Consider the following 20,681-nt stretch of genomic DNA (forward strand, 5'->3'; position numbering starts at 1 on the left):
GCTTCACTGTCCCGCACACTGCCCCCCGGCGAAGAATGGTTCGCAACGTCGTCCCATAGTCGCTGGAAACCCGGCTCCGCCTCGTCACTCGTGCGACGGATTTCGGCTCAGCCAAAAATGGGGGACACTCTCCGTCCCCCCGTCAACTTCAAGTGTTCTCACGAATGAACAGTTGTGAGAGTCATGCGAGCAGTACCAGGAGCGCGTAGTCGCTGGAAACCCGGCTCCGCCTTGTCACTCGTGCGACGGATTTCGGCTCAGCCAAAAATGGGGGACACTCTCCGTCCCCCCGTCAACTTCAAGTGTTCTCACGAATGAACAGTTGTGAGAGTCATGCGAGCAGTACCAGGAGCGCGACACCGCCGAGCGATGCACCAACAAGATCAAGGACTGGCGGGGGCTCGCCACCCGCTACGACAGGACACCCGCCGGTTACCTCGCCGGCCTCCACCTACGGGGCGCCCTGATCTGGACCCGCAGCCTCCAAATCGCCCCATGAGCTCAACCGGGAACAGGCCCTGGCGCGAAAGCGCCCGGCCTGACGCGAACACGCCCGACCGGCGCGCCTCGCCCCGGCCGGCGCGAAAGCCCCACAGCCGACACCGTGCCCCGGTCGGCGCGACAGCGCCCCGGCCTCCGGCCCCCGGCCGGCGTCAGGCGGTGATGCGGTCGATCACCAGGGGGAGCAGGTCCGGATCGGCGCTCTCCCCGACGGTGTAGGTGCCCTCCAGCGCGGCGAGCGCCCGCTCGAAGCGGAAGGTCTCGTCCGCGTGCAGCGTCATCAGCGGCTGCCCCGCGCGGACGGGGTCCCCCGGCTTGGCGTGCAGCACGATGCCCGCGCCGAACGACACCGGGTCCTCCTTGCGCTCCCGGCCCGCGCCGAGCCGCCAGGCCGCCAGGCCCACGCCGTACGCGTCGAGCCTGGACAGCACGCCGGACGAGGGCGCGGTGATCTCCATGGTCTCGGCGGCCGTGGGCAGCGGGGCGTCCGGGTCACCGCCCTGGGCGGAGATCATCCGGCGCCAGACGTCCATCGCCGAGCCGTCCGCGAGGGCCCGCTCCGGGTCCTTGCCACCGGACAGGCCCGCCGCCTGAAGCATCTCCCGCGCCAGCCGTACGGTCAGCTCGACCACGTCGGCGGGGCCGCCGCCGGCGAGCACCTCGACCGACTCGGTGACCTCCAGCGCGTTGCCCACGGCCAGGCCCAGCGGCCGGTCCATGGCGGTCAGCAGCGCGACCGTGTTGACCCCGGCGTCGATGCCCAGCGTGACCATGGTCTCGGCCAGCTCACGGGCCCGCTCCGGGGTCTTCATGAAGGCCCCGGAGCCGACCTTGACGTCCAGCACCAGCGCGCCGGTGCCCTCGGCGATCTTCTTCGACATGATCGAGGAGGCGATCAGCGGGATCGACTCGACCGTGCCGGTGACGTCGCGGAGCGCGTACAGCTTCTTGTCGGCCGGGGCGAGCCCGTCGCCCGCCGCGCAGATGACCGCGCCGGCCTTGCCGAGCACGTCGAGCATCCCGTCGTTGGACAGGGACGCCTGCCAGCCGGGGATGGACTCCAGCTTGTCCAGGGTGCCGCCGGTGTGGCCGAGCCCCCGGCCGGACAGCTGGGGCACGTGGCCCCCGCACGCGGCGACCAGCGGAGCCAGCGGCAGCGTGATCTTGTCACCGACGCCGCCGGTGGAGTGCTTGTCCGTGGTGGGCCCCGGCAGCGCCGACCAGTCCATCCGCGCCCCGGAACGGATCATGGCCTGGGTCCACCCGGCGATCTCCCGCCGGTTCATGCCGTTGAGCAGGATCGCCATCGCGAGCGCGGACATCTGCTCGTCGGCGACGACGCCCTTGGTGTAGGCGTCGATCACCCAGTCGATCTGCTCCGCCGACAGCTCACCGCCGTCCCGCTTGGTGACGATGACGTTGATCGCGTCCATGCTCAGGCCCCCCGGCTCAGGTTCTCCGGCCCGAAGGCGTACGGAAGGATCTCCGACATCGGCTTCGGGCCGTCGATGGTCTCCAGCAGCAACTCTGGGCCGCCGAACTCGTACAGCAGCTGGCGGCACCTACCGCACGGCATGAGCAGTTCCTCGTGCCCGTCGACGCAGGTGAACGCGACCAGGCGGCCACCACCCGTGGCCTGGAGCGCGGAGACCAGCCCGCACTCGGCGCACAGTCCGATGCCGTAGGAGGCGTTCTCGACGTTGCAGCCGGACACGATCCGCCCGTCGTCCACCAGGGCGGCGGCGCCGACCGGGAACTTCGAGTAGGGGGCGTAGGCATGCCCCATGGCCCGCACGGCCTCGGCCTTGAGAGCCGCCCAGTCAATGCTCATCTCGGTGCTCATCAGATCAGGTCCACTCGTGAGACGTGCGTGATGGTCACTTACCCTGCCCCCTGCGGTACGGCACTCCGTTGGCGGCGGGCGGGCGGAGCCGCTGCGCGGCCAGCGACAGCACCAGCAGCGTGGTGATGTGCGGGGTGACCGAGGTGAACTCCGAGGGTACGGTGTCGGTCAGCGCGAACACGACGAACACCGCGACCGCCGCGACCCCGGTGATCAGCGCCGCCCGGGTCCGGTTCTGCCGTACCAGCTGGTAGACGGCCACGGCGACGATCAGGATCGTCACCACGAGCAGCAGCGCGTGCACCGACTCGCCGCCCCTGCGGAGCTGGAGCGCGTCGGTGTAGCCGAACAGCACGGCGCCGCCGGCCAGCCCGCCGGGCCGCCAGTTACCGAAGATCATGGCGGCGAGGCCGATGAAGCCGCGCCCGCCGGTCTGCCCCTCGCGGTAGGCGCTGGCGGCCACCTGGGCCAGGAACGCGCCGCCCAGGCCCGCCAGGGCACCGGAGACGAGCACCGCGATGTACTTGTAGGTGTAGACGTTGACGCCCAGCGACTCGGCGGCCACCGGGCTCTCCCCGCAGGAGCGCAGGCGCAGGCCGAACGCCGTACGCCAGAGCAGGTAGTACGAGAGCGGGACGAGCAGGATCGCCAGGATCGTCAGCAGCGAGACGTTCGTGGTCAGGCCGCGCAGGATGCCCGCCACGTCCGACAGCAGGAACCACTGCTTGGCCTCCAGCGTCCTGAGTGGATCTCCGATCCACGGCAGGCTCACCACGCCGGGCTTGGGCACGGGAGGCGACTGGGAGTCGCCGCCGCCCGGCATCTCGGCGAAGGTGACCTTGGACAGGAACTGGGTGACGCCCAGGCCGAGGATGTTGATCGCGACACCGGAGATGATGTGGTCGACCCCGAACGTCACGGTGGCGATCGCGTGCAGCAGGCCGCCCAGGGCTCCGCCGATCGCGCCCGCGACGACGCCCGCCCACGGGTTGCCGAACTGGAGCGCGCCCCAGGCACCGCACCAGGTGCCCAGGATCATCATGCCTTCGAGGCCGATGTTGACCACTCCGGCCCGCTCGGCCCACAGGCCGCCCAGACCGGCCAGGCCGATGGGGATGGCCAGCGCGACGGAGGCGTTGATCGCGCCCGCCGAGGTGAGGTCGACGGCGCCGGTGACGGCCCGGGCGAACGACAGCAGCAGGACCAGCGCGCCGAGGGCGAGCAGCAGGACCCGCCAGGTGATCCTGAACCTTTGGGGGGCGGCCTTCGGCTCCAGGAGGGGAGCCTCCGGCGTGGTGAGGGCACCCTGGCTCATGCCGGTGTTCCTTCCCTGGCCGGGGTGGTGCTCGCCAGCTGGCGGCTCACCCGGCGCTGCTCGGCGGAGATCTGGTAGCGGTGGACCAGTTCGTAGGCGATGATCACCGAGAGCACGATCGTGCCTTGCATGATGGTGACGATGTCCGGGGAGATCTTCTTGATCTGCAGGATGCCCGCGGAGGTGTCGAGGAAGGCCCACAGCAGGGCGCCGAACGCGATGCCGACCGGGTGGTTGCGGCCGAGCAGCGCGATCGCGATGCCGGTGAAACCGAGTCCGGTGGGGAAGTCCAGGCTGTAGCTGTAGGAGGCGCCGAGCAGCTGCGGCATGCCGACCAGGCCCGCCACCCCTCCGGACAGGATCATCGAGATGAGGATCATCCGCTTGACGTTGACGCCGCTGGCCACCGCGGCCGACTCCGAGCGGCCGGTGGCGCGCAGGTCGAAGCCGAAGCGGGTCCGGTTGATCACCACGTGGTAGAGGACGCCCATCACGACCGACAGAACGATCAGGCCGAACACCTTCGTCTGGGTGCCGGAGATGATCTCCAGACCGGGCACCTGGCCGGAGGGGCCGATCGGGCTGGTCCCGATGTTGTTGCTGCCCGCGACCTCGACCGCGAGGCGCTCCTTGTTGAGCAGCCAGGCGCCGAGCGAGGTCGCGATGGCGTTCAGCATGATCGTGGAGATGACCTCGCTGACCCCGCGCCGCACCTTGAGCAGCCCGGCGATCGCGGCCCATCCGGCGCCGACCAGCACGGCGACGAAAATAATCAGCGCGACGTGCAGCGGGGCAGGCAGGGTGACCGCGCCGCCGACGGCCGCGGCGGTGAGCGCCGCCAGGCGGTACTGGCCGTCGACGCCGATGTTGAAGAGGTTCATCCTGAACCCGATCGCCACCGCGAGCGCGGACAGATAGTAGTACGTCGCGGAATTCAGGGTCAGCACGATCGAGCGCGGCCGGATGCCGTACTCGCCCATGACGACCAGCGTGTCGAGCGGCGGGGCGCCGGTGATCGCCAGGATGACCATGGTGATCACCGCGGCGAACACGATGGCCACGAGCGGGGCGACGAGCGAGAGCAGCCCCGCCGGCGAGACCCGTCCGAGCAGCCGGTCGGCGAAGGTGGATTTTTCCTGGCTCATCCGCGCGTCCCCGGGGGCGTGTGCGCTACCTGGATGTTCATGCCGCCTCTCCAGCACCCGTCATGGCCGAACCGAGCTGCTCGGGTGTCACGTCCTTGGGGTCGACCTCGGCGACGATCCGGCCGCGCAGGATCACCTTGAGGGTGTCCGACAGGCCGATGAGCTCGTCGAGGTCGGCCGAGATCAGCAGGACCGCCAGGCCCGCGGCACGCGCCGCGCGCAGGTGGTCCCAGATCGCGGCCTGCGCGCCCACGTCGACGCCGCGCGTCGGGTGGGACGCGATCAGGAACACCGGCTCCCCGCTCATCTCCCGGCCGACGATCAGCTTCTGCTGGTTGCCGCCCGACAGGGCCGAGGCGTCCACGTCGATGCCCGGGGTCCGGACGTCGTACTCCTCGACGATGCGCCGGGTGTCCTCACGCGCTCCCGCGCGGTCGATCCAGGGGCCCTTCACGTTGGGCCGCCGGGTCTGGTGGCCGAGGATGCGGTTCTCCCAGAGCGGGGCCTCCAGCAGCAGGCCGTGCCGGTGGCGGTCCTCGGGGATGTAGCCGATGCCGGCCTCGCGGCGGCGCAGTGTCGTCCAGGCGGAGATGTCGTGCTCGCCGAGGCGGATCTCGCCCCCGGCCGCACGCATGCCCATGATGGCCTCGACGAGCTCGGCCTGGCCGTTGCCCTCGACCCCGGCGATGCCGAGCACCTCACCCTTGCGGATCTCGAAGCCGACGTCGTCCACAACGCGGCGGTCGTCCCCCGAGTGGACGGTCAGGCCGCGCACCGACAGCGCCACCACGTCGGTGACGGTGGACTCGCGGGTCTCCGGGCTGGGCAGCTCGCTGCCGACCATGAGCTCGGCCAGCTGCCTGGCGGTCACGTCCTTGGGATCCACGCTGGCCACGGTCGTACCGCGCCGGATGACCGTGATGGCGTCGGCGACCGAGAGCACCTCGTCCAGTTTGTGGGAGATGAAGATGATGGTGAGGCCCTCGCGGACCAGCTCGCGCAGGTTGGCGAAGAGCTCCTCGACCTCCTGCGGCACCAGCACGGCGGTCGGCTCGTCCAGGATGAGGATCCGGGCACCGCGGTAGAGGACCTTCAGGATCTCCACCCGCTGGCGCGCGCCGACGCCCAGGTCCTCGACGGTGACGTCGGGTTCGATGCCGAGGCCGTACGAGTCGGAGATCTCCTTGATCCGCTTTCTCGCGGCGCCGAAGTCGATGGCGACCCCGCCCCTGCGGGGCTCGCTGCCGAGGATCACGTTCTCCAGCACGGTCAGGTTGTCGGCCAGCATGAAGTGCTGGTGGACCATGCCGATCCCCACCGCGATCGCCTCGCCGGGCGAGCGGAAGCTCACGTCCTTGCCGTTGACGCGGATCTGGCCCTCGTCCGGGCGCTGCATGCCGTAAAGGATCTTCATGAGGGTAGACTTGCCCGCGCCGTTCTCTCCGACGACGGCGTGCACGTGTCCCTGCCGCACAGAGAGAGAGATGTCGCGGTTGGCGACGACGCCGGGGAATCGTTTCGTGATCCCCTCGAGTTCGACGGCCGGTGCCGGGGTGCTGATGACGGCCTCCTCCGCACGGATGCCCGATACGGAACGTGATGGTGAGCGTAGGACGAGGGGCCCGGGGGAAATGTCCGCCGGGCCCCTCATTAATACCAGGTCAGGAGGTCTTGTCCGGCACGGTGATCTCGCCGGAGATGATCTTCTGCTTGTACTCGTCGAGCTTGGTCTTGATGTCGTCGACCTGGCCACCGGTGGTGGAGTAGTCGACACCATCGGCCTTGAGGTCGTAGATCGTACTGCCCGACTTCACGGCGTTGGTGGTGAAGCTCTTCAGGAAGTCGAAGACGGCGACGTCGACCTTCTTGAGCATGGAGGTCATGATGACGCTCTGCAGCTCGGGGGCGGCGGTCTTCCCTTGGTCGGAGTCGACGCCGATGGCCAGGCCCTTGGCGGCCTTGGCCGCCTCGAACACGCCGCCACCGGAACCGCCCGCGGCCTGGTAGACCACGTCGGCGCCCGCGTCGAACATGCCCTCGGCCGCGGTCTTGCCCTTGGCCGGGTCACTGAAGCCGGTGAAGTCCGGCGGCTGGGTCAGGTACTTGACCTCGATCTTCACATCGGACTTGACCGCCTTGGCGCCCGCGGCGAACCCGGCCTCGAACTTGTTGATCAGCGGCACCTGGACGCCGCCGACGAAGCCCACGTGGTTCTTCTTGCTCTTCAGCGCCGCCGCGGCGCCGACCAGGAAGGAACCCTCGTGCTCGGCGAAGAGCAGGTTGGAGATGTTGGGGGCGACCGCCGCGGCGTCGTCGACGATCGCGAACTTGACGTCGGGGAACTCGGTCGCGACCTTCTTCACCGGGCCGGAGTAGGCGAAGCCCACGGCGATGATCGGGTTGAAGCCGCCGTCGGCGAGCAGACGGAGCCGCTCCTCCTTGGCCGCCTCGGTCTCGCCGTTACCGGCCTCCAGCTCGTTGACCTCGGCCAGGCCCAGCTCGGTCTTGGCCTTGTCGAGGCCGGCTGCCGCGGAGTCGTTGAACGACTGGTCGCCACGCCCGCCGATGTCGTACGCGAGACCGACCTTGGGTCCCGTCGCGGCCGGCGCCGCACTGCTGGCGGCCTCGCTCGGCTGAGCCGACGTGGTCGCTTCCTCGCTTCCACCACACGCGGCAGCTCCCATGAGCATGCTGCCCGCCAGTGCGGTCGCGGCCAGCTTGCCGAATCGGTTCTGAAGCAAGATGGACTCCCTTCGCGTTTCAGTGCACGCGCGAAGAGACGCACGGCAACCCTGCACGGAAGATAGTTGGTCCGTCAGGGTTGACCAAACCGGTACACGAGTCCGAAATAGGTCCGTTATGCAGCTCAGGCCACCTTGTGACACACCGGGCCCGATGGAGCTACTTACGGGTAGCCTTGAAGGCGACCCGCAACGGGCCGCCCCCCGGACCGACGATCTTTCTCTCCCGATCGTCGGCCGTTTCCTCGGGATATGTCAGAATTTTTCGGGCAACTGCGTCCCGGGGACGTGTCAGTTGTCGGCCTTCAGCGCCTTCAGTGCCATCAGGGCCTCGTCCGCGACGGGGCGCTGCCCCTCCCAGAGCGCGGTCAGCGCGGTCGCCGCGAGGAACCGCACCCCGATGCCGATGGCGCTCTCGTCCACGTCGAAGGTGCCCTGGTGGATGTCCGCCAGGTGCGCCGTCCCCGGCTCGCGGGTGCCGAGCCTGGCGAACGCGCCGGGGATGGACTCCAGGTACCAGCCGAAGTCCTCACCCCCCAGACTCTGCTCCGTCGGCCCGGAGGCGCCCTCGCCGAGCACGCCCTCCGCGGCCTCGGCCAGCATCTGCACGCTGATCTTGTCGTTGACCACCGGCGGCACGCCGCGGGTGTAGTCCATCTCGGCCTCGACGCCGTAAGCGCCCGCGACCGACTCCAGCAGCGACTTGATCATGTCGGGGGCCGCGTGCCAGGCCGCCTCGTCCAGGCAGCGCACGGTGCCCTCGGCGACGCCGTCGTCCGGGATGGCGTTGGCCACCGAACCCGCCTCCACCCGGCCCCAGACCAGGCTGAGCGAAGAGCGGGGGTCGACCCGGCGGGAGAGCGCGGCGGGCAGCTCGGTGAGGATCTTGGCGAGCGCGAAGACGAGGTCGGCGGTGAGGTGCGGCCTGGCGGTGTGCCCGCCGGGACCGCTCACCCGGATCGTCACCTTGTCGCAGGCCGAGGTGATGGGACCGGATTTAAGGCCGACCCTGCCGACGTCCAGCCGGGGGTCGCAGTGCAGACCGAAGATGCGGTCGACACCGCTGATGCCGCCGGAGGCCATGACCTCAAGCGCACCACCGGGAAGCTCCTCGGCGGGCTGGAAGATCAGCCGGACCCTGCCGGGCAGCAGGCCGGCCTCGGCCTGCTGGGCGAGGAAGAGCGAGGTGCCGAGCAGGACCGCGGTGTGCACGTCGTGGCCGCAGGCGTGACACACGCCGGGGACCGTCGAGCTGTAGGGGACGTCCTTCTCGTCCGGCACCGGCAGCGCGTCGATGTCGGCCCGCAGCGCCACGGTGGGGCCGTCACCGCTGCCGACGTCGCAGAGCAGGCCGGTGCCGCGCGGCAGCACCGAGGGGACCAGTCCCGCGGCGGTCAGGCGCTCGGCGATGCGCTGCGTCGTGCGGTATTCGGCGAACGCGAGCTCGGGATGCATGTGCAGGTCTCGACGGAAGTTGATCAGTTCCTGCTCGCGACCGGCGAGGAACGTGTCGAGTTCTCCCCGCAAATTACGCCCCCGCATTGCTCACCGTCCTATTCCGCGCCGGCGGTCCTTCATCCTCGACGCACCGTGCCACTGCCCAGGATCTCGAAACCCATGAGGCAGTCCCGAAAAAAGCGATCGCCACACCGACGGGGCGGAGTGGGTCTCACGGGCCGTGTCAGCGCGGGCTGGTTGACGCCGACGCGGGAGCTGCGAGCCTGTGGTCCGGGGCAGCCGTCGCATTGGCGATGACAACGACTTTATCTCGCCCCGCGAGCAACTCGCCGACATCCACGCCAAATGTTTTGCCGCCCCATACCTCACTCGTACACCTTCCCCCCCGAGGGAACCAGAAGGGATGACTCGTATTGACTACGGTGCGGTAGTCATGTGGGGTGACGAACCGGCCGCAGGATGACCCTTTCGGGTCACTTCCAAACGTCGCCGGCCTGGCAACTTACCTGACCTCCGGTGCCGTTCATCAAACCCGGCGGAGTCATGCAAATGGGATGAATGCATGTTTCACTCCTCACATGATCGCTAACATCCCATTCGGGGAGAGGCAGTCGCGTTTGAGCATATTCGAACCGGACGAGGGCACACTGGTGATCCTTCCCTCGTTGTCGCTTCCCCAGGATGAACTGCGCAGGATCACCGGAGCCCTCTGCTACGAGGAACGACTGCTCTTTCTGCTCCTCGCCCTGAGAGAGCCGAAGGTCGAGGTCGTCTACCTCACCTCGATGCCGGTGAACGACGCGGTCGTGGACTACTACCTGAGCTTCCTCGACGATCCGGACGAAGCCCGTACCCGCCTGCAAATGATCAGTTTGGATGATCCCGACACGCACCCGCTCACCGAGGCGCTGCTGCGCCGCCCGGATGTGATCGAACGCGTCCGCGCCGCGCTCGGGGACCGTCGAAAGACCCGCGGGGACGGCGGGGGTGCCTGGATGGTGCCGTTCGTGGTGAGCGAGTACGAGGAACGCCTCGCCGAGCTGCTCTCCCTGCCGGTGTACGGCCCGGCCACCTCCCTGGCCCACCTGGGGTCCAAGAGCGGTGGACGCGCGATCGGCGACGAGGCCGGGGTGCCGACGGTCAGGGGCTTCGGCGACCTGCGTTCGCTGACCGAGGTGGAGCACGCCGCCCGCGCGATGAGCCCCACGACCAGGCTGATGGTCAAGCTCAACAACAGCTACTCGGGGCTCGGGAACGCCATCGTGACCAAGGACGACCGGCCGCTCGTCTCCTGCCCCACGAGCTTCTCCGCCTCCGACGAGAACTGGACGACGTTCGCCGAGAAGATCGCCGAGCGGGGGGCGGTGATCGAGGAGTTCATCGAGGACCGGCCGCTGTGCTCCCCCAGCGCGCTGGCGAGGATCACCCCCGGCGGCGTCTACGACGTGGTCGCCACCCACGAGCAGGTCCTCGGCGGCCCCAACGGGGATGTCTACCAGGGCTGCAGCTTCCCCGCCCGGCGGGAGTACCGCGCCGAGCTGGGCGCGTACACCGCGCGGATCGCCAGGGTCCTGGCGGACCGCGGCGTGGTGGGACTGTTCGGCGTCGACTTCTTCGCCGTCAAGACCGACGGCGGCTACCGGACGTTGCTGTGTGAGATCAACCTGCGCATCGGCGGTACCACCCACCCGCTCGGCGCCGCGATCCTGACCACCGGCGCGTCGTACGACCCCGGCACCGGCACGCTGATGCGCGACGGGCGGCCGAAGTACTACGTGGCGACGGACAACTGCGCCTCCCCCACGCTGAAGGGCCGCACCCCCGGGGAGGTCGTCAAGCTGGTTCACGACGCGGGTCTCGGTTTCGATCGCGAGAGCCGCACCGGGAACGTGCTGCACCTGCTGGGCGCGGTCACCGAGTTCGGCAAGCTTGGGTTCACCAGCATCGGCGACTCCGCCGAGGAGGCCGCCGAGCTACACCGAAGAACCCTGCTCACGCTGCGACCAACCACGTAGGCCGATCACGCCGAGCACGATCGCGAGCACGATGTTGACGGCGATCAGAATTCCGTGGACCACGTAGAAGGCCGTCGGGTGGCCGTCCGCGAGGTTGAAGCCAAGGTTGATCCATTCGAAGATCATGAAAGCGGCAAGGCCGATCAGAAAAGCGGCGATCTTTCGTGATATTTGCATGGTGTCAGTATCCCGCCGAGTGGCCCGTACCTGGTCAGGGCACCTCTAACTCTATGCGAACCGGCACGAAGCTACCCTGAGATCATCATGGGGATCAAACATCTCGCGCCCGTCGGGGTGCTGCTCGCGGCGACCACCTTTCTCGGCGCACCCGCTCAGGCCAGGACCGCGGGCGTGTCCGCGGCCGGTTCACCGGCCCTACGGGCGGACGCCGGCTCGCCGGCCGGTCCGTCGAGTGCGGATCTCCTGAGCCACCTCGCGGGCGCCGGCGCGCTGGGCCCGCACGCGCGGGGCGAGAGGGAGCCGGTCGGCGGCTCCCGGCTCGCCGAGCGGGGTCTCATCGTCCCCTCGGGCGTGAAGGCCCCGCCGAAGACCGCCGCGAAGGCGTACGTGATCGCCGACGCCGAGACCGGCGCGGTGCTGGCGGCCAAGGACGCCCACGGGCGCTACCTGCCCGCGAGCACGTTGAAGGCGCTGACCGCGCTCACCCTGATCCCGAAACTGAACAAGAACCGGAAGATCAGGCCGAGCACCCGCGCCGTGAACGAGGAGGGCAGCGCGGTCGGCCTGGTCACCAAGCCCCTCTACACCGTCGACGACCTGTTCAAGGCGCTGATGCTGGTCTCGGGCAACGACTGCGCGATGGCGCTGGCCGAGGCCAACGGCGGCCTGGCCGTGACCCTGGCGGACATGAACGCCGAGGCCAAGCGCCTGCAGGCTTTCGACACGGTGGCCAAGACCCCGAGCGGGCTGGACAAACCCGGCCAGAGCAGCTCGGCGTACGACCTGGCACTGATCGCCCGCGCCGGCCTGGCCAACGCCGATTTTCGGCGATATATCAGCACAAAAACTGACAAGTTCCCGGCGCCCAAGGGCTACTACGAGATCGGCAACCACAACAAGCTGCTCTGGCGCTACAAGGGCATGATCGGCGTCAAGAACGGCTGGACCTCCAAGGCCCTGGGCAGCTTCGTCGGCGCGGCCAAGCGCAACGGTCACACGATCATCGTGTCGATCATGCGCCACGACGGCTACTTCTGGGAGGAGGTCGCCGACCTGCTCGACTGGGGCTTCGCCAACCGCGGCAAGGTCACCCCGGTCGGACAGCTGGTCGACCCGATCCCCGAACCCACCCCGCTGCCCGCTCCCCCGACCGCCTCGGCGCCTCCCGCCGTCCCCACCCCCGGCTCCGGGCGGAACCCCGCCGCGGCCACCAGACCCGCCGACGAGGGCATCCCGATCGGCTACTACGTCCTCGGCGCGGGCCTGCTCGGCGGCCTGCTCTGGCTGGCGTACGGCCTGCGCAGGCGCTTCCGCTGAGGCGTGTTCCGCGGATCGTGGCCATGGCGACGATCCGCGGAACACGACCAGGGTCACGGATACGTCATCCGGGGAGGCTCGGGCGACGGGCCCTGGGCGGCGGGCAGGGTCGGCAACCCCAGGGCGGCGAGCGCCAGGGCGACGAGCAGGAGCAGCGCTGTCTGGCCGAGCGTGCCGAGCATGATGATCCGGCTCACCTCGTCGGCGGCGTCGAAGCCGTGGTTCAGCCCGGCGAGGCGGGCGCAGAGCACCGGCACCGCCAGGATCGCCAGGGCCAGCGGCCACGAGGGCGTGCGCCGGGCGGGAGAACGAAGGTGCACGTACCCGTAGCCGATGCCCGCGCCCAGGATCAGCGTGCCCGCCAGTCCGAGGGGGTCGAGCCATGGCCACCACCACGCGGGTGTGTCCGGGGCCGCCACCAGCCGGAACAGCACGTCGAACGCGATGCCCGCGGCGAGGGGAGGCACGAGCAGCCACCGGGGGCGGCGAGCCGGCCGGACGTCACGGTGGAAGCCGGTCCACAGAGCCGACAGAACGACCACCGGCATCAGCGACCGGGCCAGTGCCTCGAACGGGTCCCGCCCCGCCGGATCCGCCAGGATGTACAGCTCCGCCGCGAAGGCGAGGAGAGCCAGCGCCTTGGCCGTGCGCACATGGCCGAGGACGAGCGCGACGAAGGGTGCGATCCAGACGGCTCCGGCCAGGCTCCTCAGAATGTTCGCGAGCCGCTCAACCGATCCGAGGGGTCCTGCCACCTGGGCGAGCGAAGGATCGGCCGTGCCGATCACCCCGTACGTGTTCAAGGCGGCCGCGACGGTCAGGACCGCGAGGAAGGCCTGGAAGAGCAGTCCCAGCAGGGCCACCAGGCGGACCGTCTCGCCCCACGAGAGGGATCTCGGCGTAGCGCCCGCGCCGCCGAGGCGGACCCGGACCGCCAGCGCGGCCACGCTGGCGATCTCCGACCAGCGAGGCCGGGGCCCGTCCGCGTCGGAGACGTCCGGCGAGCCCTCCAGGAAGACGGCGACCATCTCCTCCTCGCGCTCGGCGCGGTAGGAGGCGGGCAGCAGGCGCAGCCAGTAGCGGTAGCGCTCCTCCAGCAGGCTCACCGGCGCACCGCCCCGGCGCGGGTCACCGGAAGGCCGTCGATCCGCCCCGGGGGCAGCCGGGGCATCGCTCTGCTCGTTCATCGGTGGAATCGTCCTCTCGCCGGTCCTCACGAGTTCATCAGGCGCGCCCGGAGTGCACCCGGCCCTACGCCGGCCCGCCCGCGGCGGACGGACGTCCGTACCTGGCGCGGAGGCGGTCGACCGCGGTCCTGGCGTTCTCCGCGAGCCGGACGGCCTCGGCCTCCAGCGTCCGCGACCCCGCGTCGGTGAGCCGGTAGTAACGGCGCAGCCGCCCCTGCTGGACCTCCTCGCGGTCCAGAGCCACCAGCCCGTCGCCCGCCAGCCGGTCGAGCACGCCGTACAGCGTGCCGACCTTGAGCAGGACCCGCCCGCCGGACAGTTGCTCGACCTCCCGCACGATGCCGTAGCCGTGACACGGCGCATCGACCAGCGCGGTCAGGATGAGGAACGCAGGCTCCGTCATCGCCTTTGGAGTCATGCCTCACAGCATATATCGGAAAGCAGGATATTAGGTAGAGCAGACCAAGGGCGATGCCCGGATCAGTTGGGGACGGCGTTGGCCGGAATCGGAGTGGGGTAGGGCGGGGGGCCAAGGGAGGCCGTCGCGGTCCAGGCGGCGGTGTACATGATGACCCGGGCCGAGAGGTTGATCCAGACCAGCAGGCCGACCACCACGGCGAACACCCCGTAGATGGGGTTGTTCAGGATGTGCGAGAGGAGCAGCGCCGCGAGTTGCTTGAGCAGGGCGAAGCCGACCGCGCCGAACAGGGCGCCGCGCAGCAGCACCCGGAGCGGCTGTCTGGAGCGTCCCAGCCAGCGCAGGATGATCAGAAAGACGACGACGTCGGCGAGCACGCTGACCGTCATGCCGACCAGCCAGATCGTGCCCCTGCCGACCGCCGACTCCGACAGCCCCAGCCATTCGGCCACGGTCCCGCCGGCCTGGGTGGCGAAACCGCCGACCAGCACCGAGACGACCATGGTGGTGCCGAGGAGGACAAGCGCCGACAGGTCCCTGAGCTTGGCCAGGAAGAAGTTGAGCGGTGGCTCGGTGGTCATGGAGATCTCGCGCAGCGCGCCGCGCAGGGCGTCGATCGCGCCGAGCCCGGCGTAGAGCAACCCCAGCAGGCCGATGACGCCCGCACTCGTCCGCGAGTCGGCGATCTCCTGGATCGGCAGCTTGTCGGCGAGGCCCGGCAGGTACTGGTTGATCGCCTCCCGCAGGGTCGCGGTGGCGTCGGGCCTGACGGAGAGGAAGTAGCCGAACACCGCGAAGGCCAGCGCGATGATCGGGAAGAACGACAGGAAGGCGAAGTAGCTGATCGCTCCCGCGAGCCGGTCGCCGGACTGGATCTGGTAGCGCTGGAAGGTCCTGACCAGATGGTCGAACCAGGGCCACCTGATCCGGGTCGCGTTCAGCACCGCTCTGAATCGTTCACGACCCGCTTGCACACGTTCCATCACACTTGCCACGTGCGCCCCCTACCCAGCCACCGCCGTCCCGATCGTGGACGGCGGTGAAAAAGCAGCCGTGCGTACCCGGAGGATCACGGGGTGGGCAGGAAGCCCACCCGGTCGCGGACCTTGGCCATGGTCTCGGCGGCCACCGCGCGGGCCCGCGCGGCCCCGACGGCGAGCATCCTGTCGAGCTCGGCCTCGTCGGCGAGCAGCTTCTCGGTCCGCTCGCGGATCGGGGTGAAGGTGTCGACCACGAGCTCGGCGACGTCCTTCTTGAAGGTGCCGTACCCCTGCCCGACGTAGCGGGCCTCCAGCTCACCGATGGGAGTCCCGCTCAGCGCGGACTGGATGCGCAGCAGGTTGGTGATGCCCGGCTTGTTGTCGTCGTCGGCGAGGACCTCGGAACCGGTGTCGGTGACCGCGCGCATGATCTTCTTGCGGAGCGGCCCCGGCTGCTCCAGCAGGTCGAGGATGCCGGCGGGCGAGGAGGAGGACTTCGACATCTTCGCGGTCGGCTCCTGGAGGTCGGTGATCTTCTCGACCCCCTTGACGATGTACGGCTCGGGCACCGTGAAGGTCTCGCCGAAGCGGTGGTTGAAGCGCTGCGCGAGGTCGCGGGTGAGCTCCAGGTGCTGCTTCTGGTCGGCACCGACCGGAACCTTGTTGGCCTGGTAGAGCATGATGTCGGCGGCCTGCAGGATCGGGTAGGTGAACAGGCCCACGCTGGCCGAGCTCTCGCCGTGCTTGGCCGACTTGTCCTTGAACTGGGTCATCCGCCCCGCCTCGCCCATGCCGGTGAGGCAGATCAGCACCCAGGCCAGCTCGGTGTGCTCGCGGACGTGGCTCTGCACGAAGACCGTGGACCGCTCAGGGTCGAGGCCGGCGGCGAAGAGCTGGGCGGCGGCGACCCTGGAGCGCCTGCGCAGCTCCTCCGGACGGTAGTCCACCGTGATCGCGTGCAGGTCGACGACGCAGTAGAAGGCGTCGTAGCCCTCCTGCATCGCGACGTACTGCCGCACCGCACCGAGGTAGTTTCCCAGGTGGAAGGAGTCGGCGGTGGGCTGGATTCCCGACAGGACACGAGGGCTGGCCATAGCCACCAATTCTGTCAGCTGTCGGGAGTGGTCGGCGCCTCGGTCCGTGAAGTGCTCCGCTTGATCCTGACCCTGGCGACCCTGCGGCCGTCCATGTCGGTGACCTTCAACTCGAACCCGGGGATCTCCACCCGCTCCCCGAGCACGGGCAGGTGGCCGAGTTTCGACATGACGAACCCGCCGAGGGTCTCGTACGGGCCGTCGGCCAGGCGGATCCCGCTCTCGGCCGCCACCTCGTCGAGGTTGGCCAGCCCGTCGAGCTCGACCTCCCCCGCGGGCAGCGCGACGTGCTCGTCCGCCACGTCGTGCTCGTCGCGGATGTCGCCGATCAGCTCCTCGACCAGGTCCTCCAGGGTGACGATGCCCGCGGTGCCGCCGTACTCGTCGACCACGATCGCCAGGTGGTGTCCCTCCCTGCGCATCTCCGACAGCGTGGCCATCACCCGCTTGCTGGTGGGGACCAGCTTGACCGGACGGATCGGCACCAGCTCGCTGATCGGCTCGATGGAGCCGGTCAGCACCGGGTCGAGCAGGTCACGGATGTGGACGAAGCCCACGATGTCATCGTAGGAGTCCCGGTAGACGGGGAAGCGGGAGTGCGGCATGGCCGCGGCCAGGATCGCCGCCTCGGCCAGCCGCGTGTCGGCGGCCATGAACTCCACCTCGGTGCGCGGCAGCATCACCTCGCGGAGCTGCCGCTTGCCCGCCGCGAAGACCTCGCCGATCAGGTGGCGCTCGTCGTCGGTGAGCTCCTGGTGGCCCACCACCATCTCGCGCAGTTCCTCGGTGGAGATCTCCTCGCGGTCGGCGCCCGGGTCGCCGCCGAGCAGCTTCACCACCCCGTCGGTGGACTTGGACAGCGCCCAGATGATCGGCCGCGAGAGCGCGGCCATCCTGTCGAGGAACGGCGCGACCAGCAGTGAGATCCCCTCGGCCCGCTGCCTGGCGATCCGCTTGGGCGCGAGCTCGCCGAGGACCAGCGAGGTGTACGAGATCACCAGCGTCACCAGCACCAGGGCGAGCGGATCCGCCACGGCCTCCGGCACCCCCCAGCCCGTCACCACCGGGATGAGGTCCCTGGCCAGGGTGTCGGCGCCCAGGGCGGCCGAGAGCATGGTCGCCACGGTGACGCCGATCTGCACCGCGGACAGGAAACGGTTGGGGTCCCGGGCGAGCCTGGCGGCCCTCACCCCCCTGCGCCCCCGGGTGCCGAGCCGCCTGACCTGGCTCTCCCTGAGTGAGACCATGGCCATCTCGGCCGCGGCGAAGAAGCCTCCGATCAGTACGAAGAGCATGACCAAGGCGATGTTCGCCAGGACGCTGTTCACGAGATCGTCTCCGTCATGGCGGTCGCCCGTTCCGGCGGTGGCCGATATTTGATGTGCCAGCATATGCTGGCGTAGGGTTACAAAAATAAACAAGTACAAACAACATCAAACAGGAGGCTCCGTGAAGCTGCTCGTCACCGGAGGCGCCGGATACATAGGCAGCGCCGTGGCGGCACAACTCGTCGAGGCGGGCCACGAGGTCACCGTGCTGGACGACCTCTCCACCGGCCACGCCGACGCGGTGCCACCGGGCGCCCGCTTCGTCGAGGGGTCGATCACCGAGGCCGCCGGGGTGCTCAACGGTATCGACGGAGTGCTGCACTTCGCGGCGAAGTCCCTGGTCGGCGAGTCCGTGGAGCGGCCCGGCCTGTACTGGGCGCACAACCTCGGCGGCACCCTGGCCCTGCTCGACGCCATGCGGGGCGCCGGGGTGGGCAGGATCGTCTTCTCCTCCACCGCCGCGACGTACGGCGAGCCGGAGCGCTCCCCGATCCTGGAGACCGACCCGACCCGGCCCACCAATCCCTACGGCGCGTCCAAGCTCGCGGTCGACACCGCGCTGAGCACGTTCGCCGGGCTGTACGGCCTGGCCGCGGTGAGCCTGCGCTACTTCAACGTGGGCGGCGCCTACACCGCCGGGGACGGCAACGTCTACCGCGAGCGTCACGCCACAGAGACCCACCTGATCCCCAACATCCTCGCCGTCCCGCTCGGCGGACGCGAGTCCGTCAGCCTGTTCGGCACGGACTACCCGACCCCCGACGGCACATGCGTGCGCGACTACATCCATCTGGCCGACCTCGCCAGGGCCCACCTGCTGGCGCTGGACGCCTGCTCGCCGGGCGAGCACAAGATCTACAATCTGGGTAACGGGACCGGCTTCTCGGTCTCCGAGGTGCTGTCGGTCTGCCGCGAGGTGACCGGCCACGAGATCCCCGTGGTCGTGCGCGAGCGCCGCGCCGGTGACCCGGCCGTGCTGGTGGCCTCCTCCGAGAAGGTCCGGCGCGAGCTCGGCTGGAAGCCGGAGCACCCGTCGCTCCGTGACGTCGTCGCCGACGCCTGGGCCGCCCTGATCGGCTGACCGCCTCCCGCCACGCCCGAGACGCGTACCCGGCGCCGGCCACCCGCCGACTCGGAGGGCCACGCCTACCTCAGGCTGAAACGGGCTGTGTTGTTGGCCGGACGGCGGTCGCCCAGCCGCAGGGAGTAGACGGTCGCCTCGGCCCGCGGCGCGTGCCCGCGGGCCACGAAGGCGAGCATGAAACTCACCCTCCTGCCCGCGCCGACCGTACGCAGCCTGCAGCCGACGTAGGCGGGATGGGAGTCGCACCGCGCGCCCCTCGCCGACATGAGGCGCGCGCCGCCGGTGTCGAAGAAGACCCCGGCGTCGTGGACACGCCGCGGCCCGCGGTTGCGCACCACCGCGGACACGGTGACCAGACGGCCCGCGCGCGCCGCGCGCGAGAGCCTGACCGCGAGGTCCGTACCGTCGTCCACCTCGGTCAGCGTCTGGGAGCGGTTGTTCGTCTCGTCGTCGTCCACGACCTCGGAGGAGAGCGTCGCGCTCGCCGTCAGCGGGCCCCGCGCGCCGGGTTTGACCACCCCGTTGATCGTCACCCCACCGGTCTGCCCGGCGGGGACGTCCTTCGTCGCGGCGCAGACCACCTCACCGGCGGTGGCACCGGGGAGGCACTCGGCGACGTTGACCCCGATCACCTCCACCCCGTCGGGCAGCCGGACCGTGAGCAGCGGCAGCACCGCGTCTCCGGGGCCGGCGTTGCGCACCTCGGCACGGTAGGTCAGCGGCTGTCCCGGTTGCGCGCGCTTCGGGGAGACGGTCAGCCGCACCGACAGATCGGCGCCGCCCCAGCCCTCGTCGTCGGGCGAGGCCGACGCCGCCCGGGGTACCGTCACGAGCACGAGACAGATCACCCCTGCGACGATCCGTACCGCGACGTGCTCCCTGAACAGCGATCCCCCGACCATAGGTGATCATTGAACGCCGGGACACACCGCTCCGCGATGATCGACACGCCGCCTTTTCCCTCTGCCGTCCGTTCTCTCCGGGAGCCGGACGTACTCCCGGTGAGCCGGGACGCGAAGGGGGCCCCGGCTCACCGGGGCCCCCTTCGAACGCTGACTGGGAAACGTCCGCTCAGATGAGACCGAGCTCACGCACCGCGGAACGCTCCTCCTCGAGCTCGCGCACCGTGGCGTCGATCCGCTCACGGGAGAAGGCGTCGATCTCCAGACCCTGGACGATCTCCCACTTGCCGTCGCGCGAGACGACCGGGAAGGAGGAGATGAGCCCCTCGGGCACGCCGTACGAGCCGTCGGAGGGGATCGCGGCCGAGGTCCACTCGGCGCCGTTGACCCAGTCGAAGACGTGGTCGATCGCCGCGTTGGCGGCGGAGGCGGCCGAGGACGCGCCACGGGCCTCGATGATCGCGGCGCCGCGCTTGGCGACGGTGGGGATGAAGGTGTCGCGCAGCCAGGCCTCGTCGACCAGCTCGGCGGCGATCTTGCCACCGACCTCGGCGTGGAAGAGGTCGGGGTACTGAGTGGCGGAGTGGTTGCCCCAGATGGTCATCTTCTTGATCTCGCTGACCGGGACCTGGAGCTTGGCGGCGAGCTGGGAGAGCGCGCGGTTGTGGTCGAGGCGGGTCATCGCGGTGAAGCGCTCGGCCGGGACGTCCGGGGCGTGCTGCTGGGCGATGAGCGCGTTGGTGTTGGCCGGGTTGCCGACCACCAGCACGCGGATGTCGTCCGCCGCGTTGTCGTTGATCGCCTTGCCCTGTGGGCCGAAGATGCCGCCGTTGGCCTGGAGAAGGTCTCCGCGCTCCATGCCCTTGGTCCGGGGGCGGGCACCGACCAGGAGGGCGATGCTGGTGCCGTCGAACGCCGCGTTCGCGTCGTCGGTGACCTCGATGCCGCTCAGCAGCGGGAACGCGCAGTCGTCGAGCTCCATCGCGGTGCCCTCGGCGGCCTTGACCGCCTGCGGGATCTCCAGGAGGCTCAGCTTGACCGGGACGTCGGCGCCCAGCAGCTGGCCCGAGGCGATGCGGAAAAGCAGCGCGTAGCCGATCTGACCGGCGGCGCCGGTGACGGTGACCTTTACGGGAGTCTGGGCCATGACCTTCCCCCACTCGAAGGATGAAT

The 20,681-nt window shown here is 69.7% G+C and carries 18 protein-coding genes; 3 read left to right on the forward strand and 15 right to left on the reverse strand.

From position 1 onward, the window contains the following. Positions 1 to 653: 653 nt before the first annotated feature. The 7 genes from ABZU75_RS33235 to ABZU75_RS33265 form a co-directional block, all read right to left on the reverse strand. On the reverse strand, positions 654 to 1,934 hold the full coding sequence (locus ABZU75_RS33235; RefSeq protein ID WP_355562946.1) for a thymidine phosphorylase: 1,281 nt from the start codon (positions 1,932 to 1,934) through the stop codon (positions 654 to 656). 2 nt (positions 1,935 to 1,936) lie between these two features. Next, the gene (locus tag ABZU75_RS33240) at positions 1,937 to 2,332 is read right to left on the reverse strand and encodes a cytidine deaminase (protein WP_350911644.1); all 396 of its coding nucleotides are present in this window, start codon (positions 2,330 to 2,332) and stop codon (positions 1,937 to 1,939) included. A 46-nt stretch (positions 2,333 to 2,378) separates the two neighbouring features. Beyond that, positions 2,379 to 3,659: an ABC transporter permease gene (locus tag ABZU75_RS33245; RefSeq protein ID WP_355562950.1), complete on the reverse strand. Its 1,281-nt coding sequence runs from the start codon at positions 3,657 to 3,659 to the stop codon at positions 2,379 to 2,381. After that, positions 3,656 to 4,804: an ABC transporter permease gene (locus ABZU75_RS33250; RefSeq protein WP_355562953.1), complete on the reverse strand. Its 1,149-nt coding sequence runs from the start codon at positions 4,802 to 4,804 to the stop codon at positions 3,656 to 3,658. The genes ABZU75_RS33245 and ABZU75_RS33250 overlap by 4 nt, the downstream gene beginning before the upstream one ends. Positions 4,805 to 4,841: 37 nt before the next feature. Further along, on the reverse strand, positions 4,842 to 6,365 hold the full coding sequence (locus ABZU75_RS33255; protein ID WP_350911968.1) for an ABC transporter ATP-binding protein: 1,524 nt from the start codon (positions 6,363 to 6,365) through the stop codon (positions 4,842 to 4,844). Positions 6,366 to 6,465: 100 nt separating this feature from the next. After that, positions 6,466 to 7,545 carry a BMP family ABC transporter substrate-binding protein gene (locus ABZU75_RS33260; RefSeq protein WP_355562956.1) on the reverse strand — a complete coding sequence of 360 codons (1,080 nt, stop codon included), beginning with the start codon at positions 7,543 to 7,545 and terminating at the stop codon, positions 6,466 to 6,468. A gap of 291 nt (positions 7,546 to 7,836) precedes the next feature. After that, a complete protein-coding gene (locus ABZU75_RS33265; RefSeq protein WP_355562958.1) occupies positions 7,837 to 9,087 on the reverse strand; it encodes a M20 family metallopeptidase in 1,251 nt (416 codons plus the stop codon). A 533-nt stretch (positions 9,088 to 9,620) separates the two neighbouring features. Here ABZU75_RS33265 and ABZU75_RS33270 point away from each other — a divergent pair. Continuing rightward, complete coding sequence (locus tag ABZU75_RS33270; protein ID WP_355562961.1) at positions 9,621 to 11,018, forward strand: peptide ligase PGM1-related protein; 1,398 nt, start codon at positions 9,621 to 9,623, stop codon at positions 11,016 to 11,018. Here the strand turns inward: ABZU75_RS33270 and ABZU75_RS33275 are convergent. Then, positions 10,977 to 11,195 carry an SCO4848 family membrane protein gene (locus ABZU75_RS33275; protein WP_030912524.1) on the reverse strand — a complete coding sequence of 73 codons (219 nt, stop codon included), beginning with the start codon at positions 11,193 to 11,195 and terminating at the stop codon, positions 10,977 to 10,979. The two genes, ABZU75_RS33270 and ABZU75_RS33275, sit on opposite strands and share 42 nt — an antisense overlap. Positions 11,196 to 11,282: 87 nt before the next feature. Between ABZU75_RS33275 and ABZU75_RS33280 the strand changes: the two genes are divergently transcribed. Next, positions 11,283 to 12,515, forward strand: a complete 1,233-nt coding sequence (locus tag ABZU75_RS33280; RefSeq protein WP_355562965.1) for a D-alanyl-D-alanine carboxypeptidase — start codon at positions 11,283 to 11,285, stop codon at positions 12,513 to 12,515. 53 nt (positions 12,516 to 12,568) lie between these two features. Here the strand turns inward: ABZU75_RS33280 and ABZU75_RS33285 are convergent, their stop codons facing one another. The 5 genes from ABZU75_RS33285 to ABZU75_RS33305 all read right to left on the reverse strand — a co-directional run bounded on the left by ABZU75_RS33285 (position 12,569) and on the right by ABZU75_RS33305 (position 17,522). After that, a complete protein-coding gene (locus ABZU75_RS33285; protein WP_355562967.1) occupies positions 12,569 to 13,702 on the reverse strand; it encodes a hypothetical protein in 1,134 nt (377 codons plus the stop codon). 64 nt (positions 13,703 to 13,766) lie between these two features. Next, entirely contained in the window at positions 13,767 to 14,120 is a 354-nt protein-coding gene (locus ABZU75_RS33290; protein ID WP_355562970.1) for a PadR family transcriptional regulator, read from the reverse strand. Positions 14,121 to 14,182: 62 nt separating this feature from the next. After that, a complete protein-coding gene (locus ABZU75_RS33295) occupies positions 14,183 to 15,064 on the reverse strand; it encodes a YihY/virulence factor BrkB family protein (protein ID WP_355562973.1) in 882 nt (293 codons plus the stop codon). Between the two features lie 125 nt (positions 15,065 to 15,189). After that, complete coding sequence (gene trpS / locus ABZU75_RS33300; protein WP_350911623.1) at positions 15,190 to 16,194, reverse strand: tryptophan--tRNA ligase; 1,005 nt, start codon at positions 16,192 to 16,194, stop codon at positions 15,190 to 15,192. 14 nt (positions 16,195 to 16,208) lie between these two features. After that, entirely contained in the window at positions 16,209 to 17,522 is a 1,314-nt protein-coding gene (locus ABZU75_RS33305; RefSeq protein WP_355562976.1) for a hemolysin family protein, read from the reverse strand. Positions 17,523 to 17,643: 121 nt separating this feature from the next. On the opposite strand from ABZU75_RS33305, the gene galE reads away from it, so the two are divergent. Further along, on the forward strand, positions 17,644 to 18,603 hold the full coding sequence (galE, locus tag ABZU75_RS33310; RefSeq protein ID WP_355562979.1) for a UDP-glucose 4-epimerase GalE: 960 nt from the start codon (positions 17,644 to 17,646) through the stop codon (positions 18,601 to 18,603). A 65-nt stretch (positions 18,604 to 18,668) separates the two neighbouring features. Here the strand turns inward: galE and ABZU75_RS33315 are convergent, their stop codons facing one another. Both ABZU75_RS33315 and ABZU75_RS33320 read right to left on the reverse strand, forming a co-directional pair. After that, positions 18,669 to 19,508, reverse strand: coding sequence for a hypothetical protein (locus ABZU75_RS33315; protein ID WP_355562982.1), 840 nt, complete (start codon positions 19,506 to 19,508; stop codon positions 18,669 to 18,671). A gap of 169 nt (positions 19,509 to 19,677) precedes the next feature. Beyond that, a complete protein-coding gene (locus ABZU75_RS33320) occupies positions 19,678 to 20,655 on the reverse strand; it encodes a malate dehydrogenase (RefSeq protein ID WP_355562985.1) in 978 nt (325 codons plus the stop codon). Between the last annotated feature and the right edge of the window lie 26 nt (positions 20,656 to 20,681).

Source organism: Streptosporangium sp. NPDC005286, assembly GCF_040607515.1.
Lineage (GTDB): Bacteria > Actinomycetota > Actinomycetes > Streptosporangiales > Streptosporangiaceae > Streptosporangium.

Coding starts and splice junctions, on each gene's coding strand:
- ABZU75_RS33245 (WP_355562950.1), bottom strand. CDS start 3,659: ATGAGCCAGGGTGCCCTCACCACGCCGGAGGCTCCCCTCCTGGAGCCG.
- ABZU75_RS33265 (WP_355562958.1), bottom strand. CDS start 9,087: ATGCGGGGGCGTAATTTGCGGGGAGAACTCGACACGTTCCTCGCCGGT.
- ABZU75_RS33280 (WP_355562965.1), top strand. CDS start 11,283: ATGGGGATCAAACATCTCGCGCCCGTCGGGGTGCTGCTCGCGGCGACC.
- ABZU75_RS33250 (WP_355562953.1), bottom strand. CDS start 4,804: ATGAGCCAGGAAAAATCCACCTTCGCCGACCGGCTGCTCGGACGGGTC.
- ABZU75_RS33275 (WP_030912524.1), bottom strand. CDS start 11,195: ATGCAAATATCACGAAAGATCGCCGCTTTTCTGATCGGCCTTGCCGCT.
- trpS (WP_350911623.1), bottom strand. CDS start 16,194: ATGGCCAGCCCTCGTGTCCTGTCGGGAATCCAGCCCACCGCCGACTCC.
- ABZU75_RS33285 (WP_355562967.1), bottom strand. CDS start 13,702: ATGAACGAGCAGAGCGATGCCCCGGCTGCCCCCGGGGCGGATCGACGG.
- ABZU75_RS33235 (WP_355562946.1), bottom strand. CDS start 1,934: ATGGACGCGATCAACGTCATCGTCACCAAGCGGGACGGCGGTGAGCTG.
- ABZU75_RS33320 (WP_355562985.1), bottom strand. CDS start 20,655: ATGGCCCAGACTCCCGTAAAGGTCACCGTCACCGGCGCCGCCGGTCAG.
- ABZU75_RS33315 (WP_355562982.1), bottom strand. CDS start 19,508: ATGGTCGGGGGATCGCTGTTCAGGGAGCACGTCGCGGTACGGATCGTC.
- ABZU75_RS33240 (WP_350911644.1), bottom strand. CDS start 2,332: ATGAGCATTGACTGGGCGGCTCTCAAGGCCGAGGCCGTGCGGGCCATG.
- ABZU75_RS33290 (WP_355562970.1), bottom strand. CDS start 14,120: ATGACTCCAAAGGCGATGACGGAGCCTGCGTTCCTCATCCTGACCGCG.